The following is a 21,673-nucleotide window of genomic DNA, read 5'->3' on the forward strand; positions in this document are numbered from 1 at the left end:
CCTACACGATTCCACGTAAGTATTTCAGGCTTTCTTCGACACTCTTAAGAGGATCTTGATCGTATTCCTCTTGCTCGACCGTATACCACTCAATTCCATTCGCTTGACCATATTCAACAATGGTCTCAAAATTCATAATCCCAGTGCCTACTTCTACATTTTTTTGATCAATCCAATTGTTCATGTCCTTCATATGAAGGATTTTACAACGATCCTCATATTTCTCCATAAAATCCACTGATTTCAGTCCACAAACTTCTGCCCAATAGGTATCAAGCTCTATAAATAGATTGTTACGTTCGGTATTGTCTACTAGAATATCTAATCCATATTCCCCGTCATGCTTTTCGAATTCCACGTGATGATTGTGATAACCGAAAAACAATCCGTGCTCACTACACGTTTGTCCAATCTTATTAAATAACTCTGCCGTCCGCTTATAAGCATCTGCATTATTTCTATACTCTTCCGGAAGTCCGGGACAAATAATATAAGGACTGTTAATCTCAAGAGAGTACTGAATAGTCGGCCCTAAATTCTTCTCTAAATCGTGAATTCCAATATGACTACCCGCTGCCTTTAAACCTAAGTTGTCCAAGTTCTTCTTCAATTCAAGACTGGGTATATCAAAATACCCAGCAAACTCGACACCATCATACCCTACTTCAGAGACCTTACCCAATGTTCGTAAAAAGTCTTGCTCAGTTAAATCCTTTAACGAATACAGTTGTAATCCTATCTGTGCAATACGTGTCTCCTCCTTTTTGGTACCAGTAAGCCACTGACTGCCCACCTCGTATATGCCATCACTTCAACACAAACTGCATGCCTTTCTTGAAGTTCTTACTAAAGATAATAAATAATATGAGAATTGGAAGCGTTAACAGCACCGATGCTGCGTACATCGGCCCAGGATACCCACCATATGGACCGAACATTTGAGCTAACAACACGTTAAGTGTTAGCATATCTTCGCTATTCACTACGATCATATCCCATAATAGTTCCACCCACCTCTCCATAAACACGAACAGGAAGATGATTGTCGTAATCGATTTCGACATCGGTAGGACAATTTTCCAAACAATCTTCCACTGGCTAGCTCCGTCGATTTTCGCTGCTTCGATCAGTTCATCCGGCAACCCTCTAAAGAAGTTCGTGTACATAAAAATTGCCCATAGGTTTACGGCTTTAGGCAGAATCATTGCCCAGTAGGTGTCGTACATTCCGAAGTATCGAATGATCAAGAACAACGGAATCAATAGAATAACTGCCGGGTAAAACATTTGAAAGAGAATAACATTATTAATAACTCGATTCCCTTTAAATTTAAGTTTCGCTAAGGAATATGAGACGAATAATGCGGTAACAATCATTAATACAGCTGATGTTGTACTTACGAAAATACTATTAAAAAAAGATCGCATCCATGGTCTGGCATTGGCCCCTTCCCCTCCAAAAAATAACCATTCATACGAACGTAAGGTAAACTCGGTCGGGATAATTTTTCGATCAACTTGATCCCATGCGGCAAAAGAACCTAGAACCATATAAATATAAGGGGCAATCATCAATATAAGCACACTGAAAGCCAGTATATATAGAAGAGTTAATTTGATCTTATTATTCCCAGCCATGTCTGGCACCCCACTTCTCTAAAACTTTTCGAAATACTAGGATGGAACCAAAGGTCACAATAGAATTAATAACCGCAATTGCTGTTCCATAACCTGCGTTAAGTCGTTCAAACGCCTGACTATAAATTTCTAACTGCCACGTGTGGGTCGCCAAGTCAGGACCACCACCAGTTAAAACATATGGCTCAGTAAAAATCCCGAACATCAGCCCAACCGCCAATATCGTAACGGTATAAAAGGAAGGGTAAAGCATTGGCAGGGTGACGTACCAGAACTTCTTAAAGCCCACCGCTCCATCAATTTCGGCTGCCTCGTATATATCTTTAGGGATGCTTTCAAGGCCAGCAACAAATAAAAGTGCATAGTACCCAGCGAATTTCCATGCCATCATAAGAGCAATAATTAATGGGGCCAATATGGATGAGCCCAGCCAGTCAATATCAAGTCCGAAAGATCCTCGCAACCAAGTATTAAATGGACTATTGTAGGAAAGCACACCATTCACGATAATTGCTGAAGCTACTCCCGATGCTAAGTATGGTAAAAAGAAAGCGACGGAAAACAAGCCTTTAAATCTTGGAAGCGTATGGATGATCATCGCAAGCATTAAAGCTCCACCTACGACAATCGGGACAAACATTCCCAAAAATTTATAAGTAACAAAAAATGCCGCTCTTACACTTTCACTAAAAAATGCTTCGATAAAGTTTGATATACCTACGAATTCATAATCTGGTGAAATTAAATCCCAGTTGGTAAAAGCTAGATACGTTGCCCACAGTAACGGGAATAAGAAGAATATGAGGGAATAGATGAGGTAAGGGCTGGCAAATAGCCAACCCAACCTCGCTGTACTTTTTTCCATCTACTTCAACACCCCGTCAATGGCGCTCCTCACATCTTCCCATGCCTGTTGCGCTTCTTTCTCCCCTTTAACCACAGGATTTAACCCTTCCGTCCCGATTAATTCTTGCACCTCTGCCGTCTTTTCACTAGCAATAGGGGGGACAGCATTTGGAATATTATCAGCATACTTCTTCAGTTCTGGATTCTCCCCCAAGAAGTCAGTAAAAGCATCGTTCGTTGCTAAGTCATCTCGAGCTGGCGGGAGATTAGTCTTTTCAAACCACTTTAAATCATTTTCTGGATTAGAAAAGACCCAATTCACGAAATCAAAGGCAGCCTGTTGTTGTTCTTTTGTTGCAGATGCATAAATAGATAAACCTTTCGTATCAGCAAACGTTTTAGGATTTTCTGTACCTTCTTCACTAGGTACAGGCGGCATGGTAAGCTCATAAGTTTCACCTTCTACCATTTCCGGGAACTTCTCGTCCCAGTAAGAGAACGTCCACGGGCCAATATCCATCATAATGGAATCGCCTGACTCAAATGGATCTGTTGCTTCACGAGTTAATAGCATATCGCCTTCAGCCATTTGACTAAAAAATTTAAACGTCTTGACTGCAGCTTCATTATCGGCGACTAATTTGTTATCTTCTACAAAGTTGTTTCCATCCGAAGCCGCATTATATAACATGAAGAAATCAAACCACCTAGCATGCCACGTAGGTTTAACAAGATCTGCTCTTGACCAAAGAAATTTCTCCGGGTACTCCGCCTTTAACTTTTCTCCTGCTTTTAATACTTCATCATAAGTACGAGGTGCTTCCTCAAAGCCAAGTTCCGCTAAGATATCGGTTCTCCAAGCGAAAAGCATAGGATTCGAATAAACCGGTAGTACGAATTGTTGGTCATCCGCAAACGTCCATGAGGACATCGTTTCTTCCATTTGACGTTCCTGAATTAGATTATCGTACCCATCAAATTCATCGAAAGGAACAATGGCACTACTGGCAGCCAATTGAGCTGCAAATCCTCTTGATATATTTTCCGAAATAGCCGGCGCATTTCCTGCTGCAATGGCGGACTGAATTCCAGCCTCTGATGAAGGACTTTCTGGCATAGGAGTAACTTTGATACTTACTCCATCCTCTTCCTCCATGTACTGTTGAGCCATGTCTTCCCAAAAAGCTTCCTGCGTCGGGTTCGGAGCTGCCCAGAACTCAAACTCCACTTCACCGTCTGAGCTGTTTCCCTCTCCACTACTATCCGACTGACACCCCGAAATAATCAATCCACTAATCATAAGAAGTAACACGAAGCATAACTTTTTCATTTTATTCTCCCCTTCCAGGTTTGTAATCGTATTCATTTTCTTGTAAACGGATTAAGTATGACTGCTTTATGTGCTTCAGCATCACTCACTCCAACATAAAGCTCTGCCTTCCCACCCTCCAGCTGAACCAGGCCTCCGCTGAATAAAACATCCTTCAGATCTGGCCGCTTGGCTGGACCTTCCGGAAAATCATTTCTGGTGGCGATAATATTCATACCAACGAGTTGATTCGTTTGTCGTTCATAAATACAGGTGAACGGATAGTAATGCCTGTCCCCTTGTTCATCAAAACTTGCGATGTGTCCCAGAACACCAATTTTTCCATTTTCTAGTAAATGGAGGTCGTTGACCCCTCCCCATTCTTCCTCAGTAAAGTGAGGTGCGATCAACGGAGCTTGGTCGATTAATGAAGCTTGGAGCTGTTCGAGTGAATTTAACTCGGTATAACCGATTTTTCCACGACCTCCTTTTTCCCCTTGAGGGCGAGTAAAGACTCCAATTCGATGATCTTCTAATTGTAAGAGGCGGATATCCTTCATACCATCTGGCCCTTCAGCAAAAAAATGAAGGTCGTTGATTGACTCTCCTTTATAGAAGACAGTTTTCCAAGTCAAAGCTCCTTCTTTAGTTGGATGGGGCGAGATCTTAACCCCACCGAATACGAGCTGGCCATGAATGGTACTAACAAAAGGGTCTTGCAGGTTATAACTAGCGGTATTTGTACGCGGGGACCAAACGTCACTCTCTTTAACAAAAAAGATTACGTCGGAATCCTCCGTGTGACGCCCTTCAACTCTTGCTGCAATCACCCATTCCCCTTCATCAAGAAAAGGGGCGGTAATGTTATATACATCACGTTCACCAACTCCCGTAAACTGAATCTTTTCACTATCCATAACTGGAGGGTGCTTCTTGTATTCCGTTAACAGGTTAGAAACCTTAAAAACCATTAGATCCCCTCCCCCTCCGGAATTTTTTCATAGGTCAATTTATCTAACAGCTCTTTTAAACTTATTTCAGCGAGTGCCATCGATGTATCAGCCACTCCATAATAAATACGGATTCTATCATCCTGTAACGTGACTCCACAGGTGAAAACTACCTGATCAAAAAAACCATTAACTTCATAGTCTGCTTCTGGGGCTAAAATTGGCTCATCGGTTTTTGATAAAACTTTGGATGGGTTATCAAGGTCTAGTAACACGGCCCCGAGACAGTAACGATCTTCGGTATCAGCCGCATGATAAATTTCAAGCCAACCTTTCTCGGTTTTAAAAGGAATAGCCCCTCCCCCAATTCGGCCGCTGTCCCAGCCATCCTCACTTAACCCCAGCAAGTGCTTGTGATTTCCCCAGTGAAGCAGGTTGGCTGATTCTGCGATCCAAATTTCCGGACGTCCAATTCCTTTAGGAACCGGACGATGTAAGGCGTAATATTTACCGTTTATCTTTTCCGGGAAAATGGCGACATCTTTATTTTCCGGATGGAGCATGAGCCCGTGCCTTTCATAAGAATTAAAATCTTTTGTAGAAATTAATCCAACACCTACTCCCTTTTCAGATACGGCACTATATTGAATGTAATATGTATCTTCGATTTGAGTTACTCTTGGATCCTCGATTCCCCAAGCTTCTAGCTCTACTTCAGGATAGAGAAAAGGCTGTGCATCTACGGTGAAATTCTGACCGTCTCTACTTCGGGCCAAGCGTACATAGGACAATGAGGTTAAAAACGCCGTTTCTTCCTTCTCAACAAGACGAATCGTCCGTGGATCGGAGAAATCATACGCTGGGTCCTGTCGATCGAGTTCGATCAGCTTCAATTTGCTTTCTTTATTAGAAGAATTAATAACAGATGCTTTTACTACATTGTCATTTTGACTTAAGGGACGTTCAGCTACTCTAAGCAACATCAACGTTTCTCCGTTATATTCTGCTATCCCTGCATTAAACACTCCGATAACTTCATGGTTCTCATGATAGGGTGATACATCATTCGGTGTTATAATCGGATTATCTTTAAACCTGTTAACCTTCATGCCATTCAAGCCCTCCCCATTAAATTGTTTTTGTAAGCCTTTTCATATAACTAAAAACATAAAAGTTACTTGTTGACTGTCACATTACAAATGTAATATTTTCAAACAAGTAACCTTACAAGTAATTATAACTCTAATAAATGTAATGTCAATATCATTTATAAATTTTAATTAAGTATTCATAAACATTGAATTAATCAGGTGTTTTAAGTATATTAAATGTAACGTTACAAATTTTTTTAGTACATTATACTTGAAGTAGACAGAGAGGTTGACTATATATGGCGAAGAAAGTGACCATGCAGGACATCGCAGATCAACTGAATATATCAAAGAATTCCGTATCTCAGGCGCTGTCAGGTAAACCAGGAGTAAGTGAAGAAACGAGAAATCTCGTCCATAAAGTAGCAAAAGAAATAGGCTATCAATACAATCGTCCGACACAATCGTCACCCTCCAATGAGCAGAGCACAGGTAACATTGCTTTAATTGCGTCAGAATTTGCTTTCTCTATGAGAAGTTTTTTCGGGGAAATATATTTAAGTGTAGAAGAAGAAGTGAACAAACGGAACAAAAACCTATTAATTCAATCCATCAACAAGCAATCCAAAGAGAAACTGCAACTCCCTTCTTTTATCGAAAATAGACAAGTGGACGGCATACTTATACTCTCTCACATTAGTAATGAGTATATTAACAAGGTGATAGACACAGGCATTCCCACTGTCTTGATTGATCACCACCACCCAAGCATTCAAGCAGATGCAATCCTGACGAACAACAGATTTGGTGCATACGACGCCATCAAGCATTTAATAGAATTAGGGCATGAGAAGATTGCATTCGTTGGAGATGTGGATTACTCACCAAGTTATCAAGAAAGGTTAGAAGGTTATATGCTGGCATGCAAGGAATACGGAATCAAAACAAAGAAAGAATATCTATTCACCGATGCACCCGAGGAAGCTAATGTCATCAATCACTACATTGCTCAATTAGAACAACAGCCCACGGCATGGTTCTGCGTAAACGATGGCCTCGGTTATCATGTCAACGCAGGATTACAAATTCACGGTATTAAAGTCCCTGAGGAAGCTTCTGTATGCAGCTTTGATAACGGGCAATTAGCTAAGCTGTCGACCCCAGGCATAACTTCCATGGACATTAATTTTAAAGCTTTCGGTCAAAATGCAGTGAAAAAGTTATTTTGGAGGATGGAAAATAAAGACGAGCCTAATCAAGAGATTTTGCTGCCGGCAGAGCTGGTCAAAAGAGAATCCACAGCTTCTAATAAATTTGGAGAGACTACACAGAAAAAATAACCCTTAAAGATAATGGCGAAAAGACAAACGAACTTAAAAATACTATTGCCCACTATAGGAATATACTTAACAGCTGAAACTTACAATGACGAAACTTCTTCCAAGGCGCTGCCAAAGCTGCGCCAGGACTCGATTCGATATAATGAATTCCGGGAAAAAGTGAAGAAATTCTTCGATCAGACGGAATGCGAAGATGTTGAGCGGATCCTCACGTGGGATGAGGACCTTTCTGAAGGCATGAGCATCCGCAGAAGCCACGGCTATATTAAATAAGAACACTCCAGCCCATGGAGTGTTCTTTTCTCTGTTTTAGAGTCTGTTAAAGCGTAAATTTGATATAAGAAACCCCCTGGTTGCTCTTGCAGACCAGGGGGATCGAATTCATTGCTTTAATTCTTCAATAAGCTCATTCGGGTTAATATAATTAATACTACTTACTTTTCCTTCTTCATTCGTTTGTGCATGCCCTCGAACTTCCAACGTTTTACTATCACCGCTCTGATTATTCGTAAAGGAAACTTCTACCAAAAATTTGTAATAGCCATCCTTCTCTTTAATAAATATACCTTCCGTTTTTAACTGATTATCTGGGTGTGCTGTTTCTAGGAAATACGATGCATCTGGAGTGTTTATGAAAGAAGCTTCATAGAAACCTTCACTTACATAAGGTTTATAATGCTCTTTAAAGTATTCTGAAAAATTACTAAAGTGCTTTTTATATTCTTCGCTTTCAAACCCCTTATTTTCCATACCGTCTAATGCTTTGTCTAACTTTTCATTCGGTCCATTAAACACAGTTTCCAAAGCAGCTCGTATGTTTTGTTTGCTTTCGCTTTCACCGCTATTGTCTTGGGCTTCTTCAGGTGAGGCTTCGGAAGAACTTGAGCCGGAACGATCAGATTTTTTCATTTCTTCAATTAGACCACCCTTGTCTGAGTATCTAACCCTTGAAAACTTTCCGTTTCCGTCAAAATTTATTCTCCCCATCACGGTAGTTGAATTCGTTTCTTCCCCTTTACTATATTCAACGTCGACTTCAAATGAATAAGCGTTATTATCTTGATCCTTTTCAATATTAATTTCTAAAGGTTTTAATTCATAACCATTTAAATACGCATGAGTAATAAACATCCAAAAATAACGTTTACCTTTAAAATGTTCGTAAGATTTCTCGTTAAAAAAGGGCTTATAGGTATCATCCAAGTATTCGTGCATATCTTCGTTCGAGTTATTAGAATACAACTCTTCTACTTTTTCACTTGGTCCTGTGAATTCCATTTCTAAAAAGTCTCGAACTTTTTCGCTATTCTCATCTGTCCTGTTGGAAGAGGAGTTATTTTCTTTCTCTGAAGCACTTGAGCCGGAACCAGAGCTGGAACTGGAGTTAGAGTTGAAGCAGCCTGTAATAAAAAACAGGAAAGAAAACAATAGAACAAGTTTAAAATACTTTTTATTACTTTTCATATTCAAAATAAAAAACTCACCACCATAATAATATTCTTACTCTCTGTTTACGAGATAACTCCCCAATAAGTTTCATATTATTCTATAATTGTATAATATTGTATTTAAACTAATATAAAAATAATATAAACAATCCACTTTCACGATGCCATGATTATAATAGAATGATCTGTTACACTTCCGTGTTAATTTTAAGATTAAACTCCTGATTAGAAGACTCAGTTTTGAGATTGTTGGGTCCGTTACTATATGTGGAAGAGGGCCCTGCCAGAGGAAAGTATGCTCTTTTTCTTAACGGTCTTACATGCTCCTATGACTGGCTATTCCCCATCTTTATAGCATGACAAATCCTCATGCTCCCATGCTCATTTTGTGCATCAAGAAGATATCTTAAGTGGTTTCGAGTTGCTGATTTGGCAAGGTCCGGAGGGGGACAATGAAGACTCCTCGGTTAAAAGCGGAAGCACCTTGGGCAGCGGCGTATGGACTGGACTGAGCTGACGGAGATAAAGAAAACACGAAGAGCGCAGCGATTCGATGTTGCCTTATCGTACAGAAGCGAGGGAAGTCTCACTAGACGCTAGGTGCTGGAGCTGGATAGCACTCCTTGTCGTTTATGCCCTGATGTAAGATTAAGATTAATAAAAGTGTAAGAACGGGATGAACATGATCGGTAAGATCCCGGAAGGCGAAGCCTGAGGAAGCTTACCACATGCCCACGGAAAGCGAATCGTCCCCCGCAGGAGCTTCACTGTAACCCGATATCTCGAAACTGAGTCTTAAAGTAAACGTCCCTATTGCGTAATAAGGCACTTATGAAGAATTACAAATCAACTTTAACAATACAAAAAATAAAAGGCCTTGCAGAGAATAACTCCACAAGACCTCTCATCTTCCTATCAATACATCTTCGTCAGCCACATCGACAAAGCAGGCACATACGTGATGACCAGCAAAGCAACAATCATCGCTACTAAGAACGGGATGACACCGACAACAATTTTTTCGAATTTCACCTTCCCGACCGTCGAGGCAACGAATAAGTTGACCCCAACAGGTGGAGTGACAAAGCCAATGGCCAGGTTGGCAACTAGAATGACACCAAAGTGCACAGGATCGACACCGAACTCCGTCACGATCGGCAGCAGCACCGGCGTCAAAATGACAACGGCTGAGATCGTATCAATAAACATTCCAACAAATAGAAGCAGCAGGTTAATGACAATTAAGATAACAATCGTACTCGTGGTCAATCCCGTCAGGTAATTGGAGATTTGATCCGGGATTTGGACAATCGTCATAAAATGCGCGAAGGAGACGGACAGGGCGATAATAATCATCGTCGTTGAATTGATTACGATCGTCTGCATGAACGAGTCATAGACCGTCTTCCACGTCAGCTCTTTGTAGATGAACCCGCCGATAATCAAGGCATATACCACGGAGACGACTGCCGCTTCCGTCGGGGAGAATACCCCGCCATAAATCCCGCCTAAGATAATGACAGGAATAAACAGCGCCCATTTGGCATCATTGAACGCCTTTAACACTTCCTTGCCGGACGCCTTGGAGTTATCATCCGGGCGGTAGTTGTTCTTGGCCGAAATGATAAACGCAGTCAACATTAATAAGGCTCCAATCAGCATGCCGGGGAGAATCCCTGCGATAAACATGTCTCCGACCGAGACGTTAGCAGTTACGCCGTAGATGACAAAAGGTATACTCGGCGGAATGATCACCCCGATTGATCCAGCTGTAGCCGGTACACTGGCGGCAAATCCGGGCTTATAGTTTTTCGCGATCATAGCCGGAATCATGAAGCCGCCAATCGCGGCAACGGTGGCCGGTCCAGATCCTGAAATGGCCGCAAAAAACATACAGGCGACGATCGTCACCATCGATAATCCGCCGGTCATCCAGCCAACCATCGAGGTGGCTAAGGTCAGCAGGCGTTTCGAGACTCCGCCTTTCCCCATTAATATGCCGGCAAGCATGAAGAAGGGAATGGCTAAGAGCGGGAAAGAATCCAGGGAAGTGAACGCTTTTTGCACGATGATATCAAGAGGGAGCGTTGTTCCGAAGTAAATAGCTGTAAAAGCCGATACGCCTAGAGAGATGGCGATCGGTACACCGATAAGCAGACAGACGAACAGCGTTCCAAATAGGAGAAGGATACTCATGTCGTGATCCCCTCGCTTTTCGGCGGCTCGTCATTTCCTTTCCAGATCTTTATAAGCTGAATGGCTAATCGGATAGACATACCTAAGGATCCAATCGGTACAGCGACCATCGGAATCCACATCGGAATCTGCATAGCCGGGGATTGCTGGCCGTAGCTGATCGTATCGAGTACGAGATTGGTTCCGTATACCGCTAAAAATAAGACCAGAAGAAACCACAGAATAATGCTGATCGACTCCAGTATTTTTCTCCCAACGCCATGAAATAAGTTAACAAAAGCATCGACTCGGATGTGTTCTCTCATTTTCACAGCGTAGCTTGCGCCGACCCATACCTGGAAAATATGTAAGTAGCGGGCGATTTCCTCCGTCCAGCTTGGTGCGGACTGGAAAATATACCGTCCCACGACCTGTCCGAAAATAAGGACGACCATCAGGGCAAGCGTAGCCACCAGTATTCCTTTTTCTATATTTGCGAAAATCTTCGACATGTCTGTCCCACCCTATTATGTAGTAAAAGGAAGGCCGCGGCCTTCCTTTCAGTTATCGTTATTCAACAGCTTGCTGTACGTTCTCCAAGAGGTCTTTCCCAATGTCATCTTCAAATTCGTCATAGACCGTCTGCACTTCCTCTTTGAAGGTTTGAATTAACTCCTCGGAAGGCTCATTCACTTCCATACCTTCTGCTTTCAACTCTTCTAAAAACTCACTGTCCTGCTTTTGAGCAAGTTCTCTTTGTTCCGTCCGGTATTCTTCAGAAGCTTCCACCACTAAATCCTGCAGATCGCCAGGAAGGCTCTCGTAAAAGTCATTGTTCATTAGTAAAGCTGTCGGCGCATAAACATGGCCCGTTAGCGTTAAGTAGTCCTGCACTTCATAGAACTTATTTGTGTAGAACAAGGATACCGGCGCTTCCATCGCATCATACGTTCCCTGCTGAAGGGCTGTGTAAAGCTCGCCGAAAGCAAATGGAGAAGCATTCATTCCAAGCGCATTAAAAGTAGCCGTATGAACCGGACTTTCCAGTGTGCGCATTTTCAGTCCTTGAATATCCTCCAGCGACTCGACCGGACCCTGGTTATTCGATAGGTGACGGAAACCATTCTCCGCAAACACAAGTCCTTTAATGTTTTGTTCCGTCAGATCATCCAGGAGTCCCTGGCCAATTTCACCGTCTAATACTTTATATGCCTGCTCATAGTTTTCAAACAGGAACGGCAGGTCAAACACCATGAAATCTTCATTAAAAGAAGAAATCGAAGCAACCGCCGGAATCGTCATTTGAATATTCCCCTGCTGAACCGCTTCAATTGCTTCCCGGTCGGAAGGATACAGCTCTCCATTTGGGTGCAGTTCAACCTTAAACTGGCCATCCGACTCTTCTTCAAGTTTCTTTTTAAAAGATTCCGCTGCGATGTGAGAGGACTGATCCTCTGATACTAAGTGAGCGAGACTAATGGTGTATGTTTCTCCGCTCCCCTCCTCTGAGTCACCGCCGCCTGAACTCGGACGTCCGCATGCGGCTAATGTGATAAGAGCTGCGAATAAAACAAGTAAAACTTTCTTCATATGTACTCCTCCTAGACTTGATATTGAGTGATGCGCGTACTGACTTTGTTCATATGTAGTTCCATCGCTGCCGAGGCCCGATCGACATCTTTTGCCTCCACCGCTGCAAGTATGTCCGCGTGTTCCTGACAGGCAGCCTCAGCACTTTGAGTAAGAGTGTTCGATAAAATGATAAAGGCACGGTAATCCCCTGAATTCATTTGCAGGATCAGATCCCTTAACTTCTTATTCTCATTGTCTTCTGTCAGCAGTAAGTGAAAATCCCGATCCAGCTCGACAAATTCTTCATAATCTTCCTCTGTAATCGCTTTCCTTTGATGGCTTACATTCTCCTGCAATTGTTCGATGGTAGCTTGAGATCGAATAGGGGTGATCGTACGGAGGTTGTGCGTTTCAAGCAGCGTGCGGACTTCCATCAGGTGCAGAGCACCTTGCATGGTAAACGTGGCTACCCTGGCCGGTTTCCCCTTCTGAAGGACGACCAGGCCATCCGCAGCAAGGCGGCGCAGCGCCTCACGCAGCGGTGTTCGACTGACACCGATCTGCTTCGATATTTTCTCTTCCGGCAATTCTTCGTTGGCACCAAATTCCCCAGAAACAATAGACTGACGCAGCAAGTCATACGTCTGGTCGGATATGGACATCATCTTATTGACCCTTCTCATGAATCACTCCACCCATTAATTTCTGTATACAGTATACTGAAAATTGTATAAGAGATTCATAACTTTGTAAACTGAATTTTATAAAAATTAAGAAAAATAAACTCGAAACACCAGCATTCTCAACGAATTTCCTGCCATCACAAGAAAGTCATGGATATTCCTTTATAAGCAACAATTTGTCCAATTTTAATGTTATAATTTTCTGACTATTTGGATACACTATTTATACAAGAATCTATTAATAAAAGGAGCTGCTTCCTATGCAGATTGAAGCGAAATGTAAACGGAGTATCTTCAGCCAAAAACCTTTACGACTGAACGAAGCGAAGAATGAAGAAGCCTTAAAGAAACTATTGGACGAACCCCACCACTGTTACTTTACAGAAGGCCAATATTATACCTTTACGATCCACCCGCACGTCTGGGAAAGCACCAACAATTTCTCAGAGAGCCAAATGTTTAATGTCACGCGTGACTTTGACCGAGTAGCCGACCACTTTGAATTAAAGACGCTGTCTAAGCTATAATCGAGCGATCAATGATCGCTCGATTTTTTTACTAGAGACAGAACGACCTTTCTGAAGACCGAATCTAGCATTAAAAAATGACCCTGTTGTTTAAACACAGGGTCATTGCCGCGCACACTATTCAATTCTATTTCCTTCTTCAATAGACGTTCCACATCAAGCATCTGGTAAAGCCGCCGCTTCCCCAGGTTCAGCATCCGTCACATACGTACCGGCTATTAGATCATGAATCGCCCGGTGATCCTTGCGAAAGCCAACAAAAAACGCACTGACAATATAAAGTACCCCAAATGTCAGTCCATAGATAAAACCTGACAAGACCACGCGCAGCAGCATCGTCCCAATCCCTACATCTTTTCCATTTGTTTTCACAATACGAATCCCCATCAATCTCTTTCCGACGACGTATCCATACCAGAATACAGGAACGATCAGCAGATACAGTCCCTCGAGCATATTAGATAGTAAGCTGTTTAGATCCGTCTGGAACAGGGCAGACACGAGCAGCCCAATGGGAAGAAATACGATTAGACTATCCAGCAGGACAGCTCCAAATCTTCTTAAAAATCCGACCGATTGATCCATAACCTTCACCTTTCTATCAGTTTGATTCACAGTCATCAATTGTATCCCTCATTCAAGAAGGTTTCGAATAAAAAACAAAGCTGCCCAAGTAGCGGCAGCTTTGTATCCTATTAAGCTTGCTTGAGATCACTGGTGTACTGTAACCCAACCGCTTCTCCTGGAGCGGCTTCAGTCACATAGGTGCCTGCGATGAAATCATGAATCGCACGGTTATCCTTGCGCAAGGCGACCATAAAGGCACTGACAAGATAGCCAATACCAAGCGTCAGGGCATAAACAATGCCTGATACTAGTACGCGCATAAGCATCGTCCCGAAATCCACATCACTGCCGTCCTTTTTCACAATGCGGATGCCCATTACTCTTTTACCGACCACGTATCCATACCAGAAGACAGGCACAATAATCATGTAAATCGATTGAATAAGATTAGGCATAAAGCGGTTGGTGCTGGTGTCCACATCCAAAAGGAAGACTGCAATAAGACCAATTGGGAAGAACACAATCAGTGCATCCAGCAGAGAAGCTCCGAACCTTTTCGCAAATCCGACAGTTTGATCCATAATTTTCCCCTCTCTCTCATACTGACTTCATTCTACTTAGGATAATATTCCTACGCAAGAAAAACGAAAATCTGACATTCATTCCTTCTCTTTCTTGTATATTCCTTAATTTGAAATTTTCACACCCAGATCTCTACCATTTTATTAAGAAATCATCCTCATGAAACGCCTTATTTATTGAAAAACAGAAAAAACACCTCTATATTTACTTAATATGTAAAAATATCACTCTCAGTTTGTGGTAAGTTTCCCGATTGCATACGAAAATTTTAGTATGAGAAAAGAACCTATTAAAGAAGGCATTACCATTTTTGGAAATCAAGTACGAAACACACGAATTCATCTGAACATGACCCAGGAAGAGCTCGCCTATGAAGTCGAACTGTCACCAAATTATATCGGCTACATCGAAAGAGCGGAGAGAGAACCTGGCATTTACCAGATCATTGCGATCTCTTTTGCCCTGGGTGTCAGTCCATCTTATTTATTCAATGAAGTAATTGTACCGGAGGAGTGCAAGAGATCTCCGGAATAAGTATCTGGAAAGGAGTTAAGGAAACACGTAAAACCGCTTGGATAGAAAGGAGAATAGAAGACATTCTGCACCAATAACTAAGGCAGCGCCGCAACATTCAAGATTTGCGGCGCTGCCTATCTACTATACTATATCGGAGGAACGATTCTATGGACTATATATTAAGACGTACCGAACTTGAAGAGGATGGGCACAGGAGCATACATATCCTGGACATCAAGAAGGCTCAATACCTCATCTATTACCCAGAAGAAATTTCACATGTAGATCATAAGCTGAGAACATTTCTATTTCCCAGGTTAAAAGGAATTAACGAAGGTCATTATGATCATTGATTGTGCATTTACTTTTAGCACTCGGATCATCTAGTCAATAAAAATTCAGTGGTCACTTTACTTGTATGACTTCACCTAACCTTCTATCATCTCTTCCACCTTGATCTTCACTCGCCACTCCTCACCATAGTCATAAACATAAAGGATCGTATCGCCTTGTTTTAACCCTGTTTCCCCAATTAAGACCTGATCGGCGGACTGTTCCGACGACCAGTCTTCCGGACTGGAAATGGAAGGTTCGGTCCAGGCTTTACCGGTCATGAAGAAGCTGTACAAATGAACATCCTCAAACTCGTACGATTGTTGAATAGCAATATGAAGATCTTCCATGGTGTGCTCAGCAGAGCCTTGAACTCGAGCCGTCGCGTCCCCATGTGTTAGGCGAAACGTGTAGGTACCTTGGAACGCCTCTTCAATTTCTCGCGGAAACGTTTGCTGCAGATCATCTGTTTCAAACAAATCTTGAAAACGATCCATAAACCGCTCATCTCCATCTCCGCAGAAAAAGTGCAAACCATACGCTTTGGCAGCCATATCCTCCGCAACAATCAGACTATTCCCCTCTTCAGGATAACGTCCAGGGTTGACCAGCCACTCGCCTTCGCTCTTTCTTGCTGGCACGTTCCAAACCGATACCGGACGAGTGAGCAAGAGCGCCTGCAGGAGTTCCCAGCCCACCTTCGTGGTCTTAATGGATGCTGGATGGATACTCTGTTTGTACGATTCCATTTTTTCCAGAAGCGTGTAATTCCATAGGCCGAAATAGGAAAGTACAGGTACCATATGCCCCATATCAAAGAGAGAACTAACATTGGTTCTCCCAGGCACATCGATTTCCTGTTCCGGAGGTTGAGAGAGTATCCCGCCGCAGGCTTTAATGACAGATCTATAGACGGATTTCTCGTGGTCGGTGAACACCGCCCAGTCCGTGTCCACCCAAAGCGTTTCCAGTAAAAATAGATACTTCTCCACATCGGAAAAACGGGTGAACTCGGTCGCCCGGTCCAGTAAGATCAGACGGTTGCCTTTACGGGTCATTAATTTTCCATTCAGAGCCAGATAATAGAACAAATGAACTCTTGGATAGTAGATTTGATCATTCTTCTCCGTAACACCCGTATTCTGTACTTCAAACCTTTGGTTCAACTGATAACAATGCTTCCTCTGCATATACCCTTTCGTTTTGGTAAGGGTTACTTTTTCATGGTCGATATAGTCTAAAAACACCTGAAAATCCCGAACGAGTTCCAGCGGTAATTCGGACGGATGAATCACGTCTAAAACCTCCTTCTATAAAACGGTTACTTGTATTTCTATTCCCGTCATTCACCGACTCCTACACCCTGGAAAAATAGACTCAATATGTAAATAACATCATGATTTCACTAATTATCATGGTGATTCTATTCTATACATAGGAGACTACTCCATTATAAAAAGCACCCCCTCAGGGATGCCTCATGGCCCATATTTCAGCTCACGTTAACCTGTACTTGCTTAAGGTTTACATCTACACGAAGTTACCAATCTTCCAATTTAAACCCTGATTTTTCAAGGATGTTCTTTGCTTGGTTATAATGATAATTCATCTCTGCTATCGTTTTCGCTTCTTGAAACTTCCTTACATGCATTTTGAATCTTTGTAAATCGTCGTTAGGACCATTTTTTCCAGACGGTCGAAAAGGAATTAAATCCCCCACTTCATTCTCTCCTATCCAAATTCATTTACCTCTTACCATATGAATGGAAAAAGAAAAAGTGTGGGACTGGAACCTCTTAGGATCAATTCCTAATACATTTAAGTTAATCGTAAAATAATCTAAGTTACTTGAGTTCTCGAGATCACCGAGAACACAAATTAGATTTATTTATTACTTTTTTGATTTCTCACCTAAAACTTAAATGAAAATCTATGCTTTTATATGGCCAGTTTTAACTTTCCAACGTTGGACAACTGCAGCCGCTTCATCTTCAAGCTGTCTTTTCAGTTTGAATTTCATAAAATGATTCACATGAATCATCCAGCGAGCATCAAAAAAAGCACCCCACAAAGAGGTGCTCTTCACATCGCCGTATAACCCGGCTACTCATCATAAAAATGGTTCAATGCTTCAGATACTTCCTCACCCACATAAGGCGCCAGCGTTTTTGCATAAGTCCTCGTTAGATGGTGCCCGTCCTGATAAACCAATACATTTCCAATAATCGGCTTACATTCATCCTCATTACAGAATTTATCCGTCAAATCAGCATAATACACATTATCCAAATTAAGCTGATCGACTTCATCTGATAAATCTTCAAGGTCATTCTTCGTCGTGCATTCTTCAGCATTTGGACCATTCTTATCAATACACGTCGGAATATCAAACTCCGCTCTCGGGTTGTCTTTCAAGGCAAACACGTTGATATCGTGTTTATTAAGTTTTCTCCACTGATCGACATAACCCTCTGGTATGCCTTCCCATTCCGTCGCATCAGCAGGCGTAAAAACTAAGTCCGGTTGTTTCTCGATTAATTTATCCATCACGGTTTCATTCCACTCGGCACACGTTTCTTGGTCGAGTTTTGTGGTCAATCGATAAGATTCGCTGGAGAACCTGCATGCACTCCGGGTATAGTTCAATATCTTTATATCATTGTTGTTCGCGTATATTTTCAATGGGGCTAACCAATGCGCACTATGAGACCCGCCAACTAAGGCGATGGTGTATTCCGGGTCCTCTACGTCTCCATATTCGCACATGATTACTTCTGACTCTTCCATCCCCTGGTGACATCCATCACCATAGCTTTCCGGCACTTCGTCCTTCGCTTGTAAGACGGTGGGCATAAACGGTTCATCGGTACTAAATTCTTTCCCTGGTTCCATCGCCTCGGCTCCGGGGTAGTCTGTATTCGTTATTTCAACACTAGCAGAGGCTGCTTGTGTATCTTTCACGTAATACGTCCAGGATCCATTTAACACCATCACAGGAATAGCGATTCCAAGTAAAATGAGTGCTAGTTTTGATTTAGACTGTATTTTTCTGTTTCTGATTGGTTTCTCCACTAGATTCGTAGTTGCGTAGGATACCACTATGGCCAATCCGATGATCAACAAACCATGAAGCACGGAAACGGTCTGATTACCCGTGATGTTGTAATATAAGACCAACAGCGGCCAGTGCCATAGATAAAAACCGTAAGAAATCCCGCCGAACTTCACTAAAGGTTTCACACTTAGAAGATGATGGACTCCAAACTGTCCACCACGGTTACCCGCGATTAAAATCAAGACGGCGCACATCACCGGCCAAAGAGCCGCATAGCCAGGAAAAACAGTCCCCACCTGTAAAAGCAGTCCACAGGTAACTAAACCAACTAACCCTAACCAGCCGGCCACCACACTTGTCCATTTATTAAATGAAATATGGGCGATGACCAGGGAAAGTATCCCGCCAGCGGCAAATTCCCATACTCTCGCAAACGTATCAAAATAAGCCCACGGTTGATTAACGTCCGTCATATACACCGAATAGCCAATGGATACGATAAACATCCCGATTAAAGTATAGAAAAATAGAACTCTAATATTCTTATTTAATTTCTTTGCAATCCCTATTACTATTAGCAGCACTAAGGTCCAGATGACATAAAACTGAAACTGGGTACTCATGGCCCAGAAATGCTGCACGGGACTAGCAGCGTTATTCTGCGCCAAATAATTAACTGAGTTACTGGCCAGCTGCCAATTCTCTACATAGATCAAGGAAGCTGCAACTTCTTTAATAATCGTTACCCACTCGGTTTGAGGTAAGAAATAAAAACTAGTAATAATCACAAATGCCAGTACCGCAAAGGCGATTGGAAATAATCTCTTCCCTAGTTTAAGGAGAAATTCAATACCATCTACTTTCCCCGTTCTTTCATACATATTTAAAAGCGATGTAGTTATTAAAAATCCGGATACAACGAAGAACACATCCACTCCACCTGAAACATTCCCCAGCCAGATGTGGTAAACCGCGACTAATAGGGCAGCTATCGCGCGTAACCCTTCAATCTCCGGTCTGAACTTCCTATTCGTCTCTTTGGATAGATTCATCTAAAGCCTCCGTTTTAAGTGAAATACCGACACATATTTTACCATAAGATGGAGAGTGGATATAATATATTGAACGGTTTTATAAAATCCTGGATGCTTCTCCCTAATAGCATTAACCGTATTTGAGATTAATTTCCGTTAATTCTAAGGAATTCGTCAAAATGGTGGTTCTTTTCCAATCATATATGGATATACACTTACTTGGAGGACCCTAGAATATATAAAAAAAACACCTGGTTCCGCATCGATTGCTACTTAAGAACTGGGTGTTTATTGTTCTATTACTATACCTAATCCACGACTTTAAGTATTAATTCACTACACTAAGTTACACTTTGAGAGATTCACACTTAAAATGGACAATATAGGCGGCTAAAAAAATACAAAGTTGTCGCCTTAAATTTCGACAAGCTTCATAATTAAATTGATTCCTAAAGGGGGAGGAGATTTAGATTATGAAGCTGGAGGGAGCGACGAAAGGTGAAAGAATTACTAGAACGGGGTATGTCTTATACAGACATTGCCCAACTTCATAGGTGGAGGTTATTTTACTCTTTACCCTCTTCTTAACTGGTGAATGTAAACATGTTTTCAACCTTCATACTCCCTGGTTCCCCATTAGAAACTTAGTAATTGATAAGTTTAACTAATAAAAATTTCATTAAAAAAATTGTTCAATTCTATTACACGGAAACTTTTAAAATTAGTCTATTAGTTACGCCCTCCTGTACACCCCCTAGTCGATACTCAGCCACCGTCATATAAAACAACTCAACTAATCCCTACTAAATAAATCCCTAGTATAAACCTTATCCTTTACTTCACGTAAATCATCAGTTATTCGATTCGCAACAATTACATCTGACACTCTCTTAAATTCCTCGAAGTCATTAATTATTGTAGAATTATAGAATGTATCATCTTGAAACGCTGGCTCAAATATCACTACTTCAATCCCTTTAGCTTTTACACGTTTCATAACACCTTGAATAGCAGATTGTCTAAAGTTATCTGAGTCCATTTTCATCGTAAGACGATAGATTCCTACAACTTTAGGCTTTCTTTTGATAATCATTTCAGCAACATGGTCTTTCCTTGTTCTGTTGGCATCCACTATAGCTGCCATGATATTATTTGGAACATTTTCATAATTAGCTAGCAGCTGCTTTGTATCTTTAGGAAGGCAATAACCCCCGTATCCAAATGAAGGATTATTGTAGTGGGTACCTATTCGAGGATCAAGTCCAACGCCATCGATAATCTGTTTAGTATCTAACCCTCTTATTTCCGCATAGGAGTCAAGCTCATTAAAGAAGGCTACTCTCATAGCCAAGTAGGTATTTGCAAAAAGTTTAATAGCCTCTGCTTCTGTTGAATTAGTAAATAAGACATCTATATTTTCTTTTAGAGCTCCTTTAACTAATATGTCAGAAAAAACCTCTGCTCTTTCAGACTTTTCACCAATAACAACTCTTGAAGGATACAAGTTATCATACAATGCCTTACCTTCTCTTAAAAACTCTGGTGAAAAAATAATATTTCTTGTGTTAAATTTTTCTCGTACTGCTTCCGTGTAACCTACCGGAACTGTAGATTTAATAACCATCACTGCATCTGGGTTAATAGACAAAACGTTAGCAATAACAGCTTCAACTGTTCGTGTATTAAAATAATTCTTTTCAGGATCATAGTTGGTAGGTGTAGAGATTATCACATACTCTGCATCCTTAAATGCTTTATAATTGTCCGTGGTTCCAGTTAAACTTAATTCTTTTGTTGCTAGGAATTCTTCAATTTTATTATCATTTATTGGAGACCTCTTATTATTAATCATATCAACTTTTTCTTGAATAATATCTAATGCAATTACTTCGTTGTGTTGAGCTAGTAATATTGCATTTGACAAACCTACATATCCTGTTCCAGCAATAGTAATTTTCATCTAATTCACCTCTATTATTCTTCGTCTACAATATTAATCCTCTCTGGC

General features: G+C 41.5%; 22 protein-coding genes. 5 read left to right on the top strand and 17 right to left on the bottom strand.

Translation table 11 applies throughout. The annotated features are described in order from the left end of the window. Position 1: 1 nt before the first annotated feature. The 6 genes from ACTWPM_RS02850 to ACTWPM_RS02875 are packed head-to-tail and all read right to left on the bottom strand — an operon-like array spanning position 2 to position 5,851. Positions 2-793, bottom strand: a complete 792-nt coding sequence (locus ACTWPM_RS02850) for a sugar phosphate isomerase/epimerase family protein (protein WP_443131553.1) — start codon at positions 791-793, stop codon at positions 2-4. A 13-nt stretch (positions 794-806) separates the two neighbouring features. Then, positions 807-1,637 carry a carbohydrate ABC transporter permease gene (locus tag ACTWPM_RS02855; RefSeq protein ID WP_443131554.1) on the bottom strand — a complete coding sequence of 277 codons (831 nt, stop codon included), beginning with the start codon at positions 1,635-1,637 and terminating at the stop codon, positions 807-809. Further along, positions 1,624-2,502: a carbohydrate ABC transporter permease gene (locus tag ACTWPM_RS02860; protein ID WP_443131555.1), complete on the bottom strand. Its 879-nt coding sequence runs from the start codon at positions 2,500-2,502 to the stop codon at positions 1,624-1,626. Before ACTWPM_RS02860 ends, ACTWPM_RS02855 begins: the two co-directional genes overlap by 14 nt. Continuing rightward, positions 2,503-3,813, bottom strand: coding sequence for an ABC transporter substrate-binding protein (locus ACTWPM_RS02865; RefSeq protein WP_443131556.1), 1,311 nt, complete (start codon positions 3,811-3,813; stop codon positions 2,503-2,505). A gap of 32 nt (positions 3,814-3,845) precedes the next feature. Then, positions 3,846-4,763 carry a DUF1861 family protein gene (locus ACTWPM_RS02870; protein WP_443131557.1) on the bottom strand — a complete coding sequence of 306 codons (918 nt, stop codon included), beginning with the start codon at positions 4,761-4,763 and terminating at the stop codon, positions 3,846-3,848. After that, positions 4,763-5,851 carry a BtaManbiosPhlase gene (locus ACTWPM_RS02875; RefSeq protein WP_443131558.1) on the bottom strand — a complete coding sequence of 363 codons (1,089 nt, stop codon included), beginning with the start codon at positions 5,849-5,851 and terminating at the stop codon, positions 4,763-4,765. Before ACTWPM_RS02875 ends, ACTWPM_RS02870 begins: the two co-directional genes overlap by 1 nt. A gap of 281 nt (positions 5,852-6,132) precedes the next feature. Between ACTWPM_RS02875 and ACTWPM_RS02880 the strand changes: the two genes are divergently transcribed. Both ACTWPM_RS02880 and ACTWPM_RS02885 read left to right on the top strand, forming a co-directional pair. Continuing rightward, positions 6,133-7,173, top strand: coding sequence for a LacI family DNA-binding transcriptional regulator (locus tag ACTWPM_RS02880; RefSeq protein ID WP_443131559.1), 1,041 nt, complete (start codon positions 6,133-6,135; stop codon positions 7,171-7,173). Between the two features lie 12 nt (positions 7,174-7,185). Then, the gene (locus ACTWPM_RS02885) at positions 7,186-7,446 is read left to right on the top strand and encodes a hypothetical protein (protein WP_443131560.1); all 261 of its coding nucleotides are present in this window, start codon (positions 7,186-7,188) and stop codon (positions 7,444-7,446) included. A 108-nt stretch (positions 7,447-7,554) separates the two neighbouring features. Here the strand turns inward: ACTWPM_RS02885 and ACTWPM_RS02890 are convergent, their stop codons facing one another. From ACTWPM_RS02890 to ACTWPM_RS02910, 5 genes are all read right to left on the bottom strand, one after another. Continuing rightward, positions 7,555-8,451 carry a hypothetical protein gene (locus tag ACTWPM_RS02890; RefSeq protein WP_443131561.1) on the bottom strand — a complete coding sequence of 299 codons (897 nt, stop codon included), beginning with the start codon at positions 8,449-8,451 and terminating at the stop codon, positions 7,555-7,557. Positions 8,452-9,536: 1,085 nt separating this feature from the next. Further along, the gene (locus ACTWPM_RS02895; protein ID WP_443131562.1) at positions 9,537-10,817 is read right to left on the bottom strand and encodes a TRAP transporter large permease; all 1,281 of its coding nucleotides are present in this window, start codon (positions 10,815-10,817) and stop codon (positions 9,537-9,539) included. After that, positions 10,814-11,308: a TRAP transporter small permease gene (locus ACTWPM_RS02900; protein WP_443131563.1), complete on the bottom strand. Its 495-nt coding sequence runs from the start codon at positions 11,306-11,308 to the stop codon at positions 10,814-10,816. The genes ACTWPM_RS02895 and ACTWPM_RS02900 overlap by 4 nt, the downstream gene beginning before the upstream one ends. A gap of 58 nt (positions 11,309-11,366) precedes the next feature. Continuing rightward, positions 11,367-12,386 (bottom strand): DctP family TRAP transporter solute-binding subunit, encoded by a 1,020-nt coding sequence (locus tag ACTWPM_RS02905; protein ID WP_443131564.1) that lies wholly within the window; start codon positions 12,384-12,386, stop codon positions 11,367-11,369. Between the two features lie 11 nt (positions 12,387-12,397). After that, positions 12,398-13,051, bottom strand: coding sequence for a GntR family transcriptional regulator (locus ACTWPM_RS02910; RefSeq protein WP_443131565.1), 654 nt, complete (start codon positions 13,049-13,051; stop codon positions 12,398-12,400). A gap of 260 nt (positions 13,052-13,311) precedes the next feature. On the opposite strand from ACTWPM_RS02910, the gene ACTWPM_RS02915 reads away from it, so the two are divergent. Then, positions 13,312-13,578 carry a hypothetical protein gene (locus ACTWPM_RS02915; RefSeq protein WP_443131566.1) on the top strand — a complete coding sequence of 89 codons (267 nt, stop codon included), beginning with the start codon at positions 13,312-13,314 and terminating at the stop codon, positions 13,576-13,578. A 156-nt stretch (positions 13,579-13,734) separates the two neighbouring features. On the opposite strand, the gene ACTWPM_RS02920 is transcribed toward ACTWPM_RS02915, so the two are convergent. Both ACTWPM_RS02920 and ACTWPM_RS02925 read right to left on the bottom strand, forming a co-directional pair. Continuing rightward, positions 13,735-14,199 (bottom strand): RDD family protein, encoded by a 465-nt coding sequence (locus ACTWPM_RS02920; RefSeq protein WP_443131567.1) that lies wholly within the window; start codon positions 14,197-14,199, stop codon positions 13,735-13,737. Positions 14,200-14,273: 74 nt separating this feature from the next. Continuing rightward, the gene (locus ACTWPM_RS02925; protein WP_443131568.1) at positions 14,274-14,726 is read right to left on the bottom strand and encodes an RDD family protein; all 453 of its coding nucleotides are present in this window, start codon (positions 14,724-14,726) and stop codon (positions 14,274-14,276) included. A 274-nt stretch (positions 14,727-15,000) separates the two neighbouring features. Here ACTWPM_RS02925 and ACTWPM_RS02930 point away from each other — a divergent pair, with 274 nt between their 5' ends. After that, positions 15,001-15,261 carry a helix-turn-helix domain-containing protein gene (locus ACTWPM_RS02930; protein ID WP_443131569.1) on the top strand — a complete coding sequence of 87 codons (261 nt, stop codon included), beginning with the start codon at positions 15,001-15,003 and terminating at the stop codon, positions 15,259-15,261. A gap of 149 nt (positions 15,262-15,410) precedes the next feature. Next, entirely contained in the window at positions 15,411-15,596 is a 186-nt protein-coding gene (locus tag ACTWPM_RS02935) for a hypothetical protein (protein WP_443131570.1), read from the top strand. Positions 15,597-15,671: 75 nt separating this feature from the next. Here ACTWPM_RS02935 and ACTWPM_RS02940 read toward each other — a convergent pair whose 3' ends face one another. From ACTWPM_RS02940 to ACTWPM_RS02955, 4 genes are all read right to left on the bottom strand, one after another. Then, on the bottom strand, positions 15,672-16,871 hold the full coding sequence (locus ACTWPM_RS02940; RefSeq protein ID WP_443131571.1) for an IS1096 element passenger TnpR family protein: 1,200 nt from the start codon (positions 16,869-16,871) through the stop codon (positions 15,672-15,674). A gap of 245 nt (positions 16,872-17,116) precedes the next feature. Beyond that, positions 17,117-17,296: a hypothetical protein gene (locus ACTWPM_RS02945; protein WP_443131572.1), complete on the bottom strand. Its 180-nt coding sequence runs from the start codon at positions 17,294-17,296 to the stop codon at positions 17,117-17,119. Between the two features lie 383 nt (positions 17,297-17,679). Further along, positions 17,680-19,683, bottom strand: coding sequence for an acyltransferase family protein (locus ACTWPM_RS02950; protein WP_443131573.1), 2,004 nt, complete (start codon positions 19,681-19,683; stop codon positions 17,680-17,682). Between the two features lie 775 nt (positions 19,684-20,458). Further along, positions 20,459-21,625 (bottom strand): nucleotide sugar dehydrogenase, encoded by a 1,167-nt coding sequence (locus ACTWPM_RS02955; RefSeq protein ID WP_443131574.1) that lies wholly within the window; start codon positions 21,623-21,625, stop codon positions 20,459-20,461. Positions 21,626-21,673: the final 48 nt, after the last annotated feature.

The organism is Halobacillus sp. K22 (genome assembly GCF_052246795.1).
Taxonomy (GTDB): domain Bacteria; phylum Bacillota; class Bacilli; order Bacillales; family Halobacillaceae; genus Halobacillus.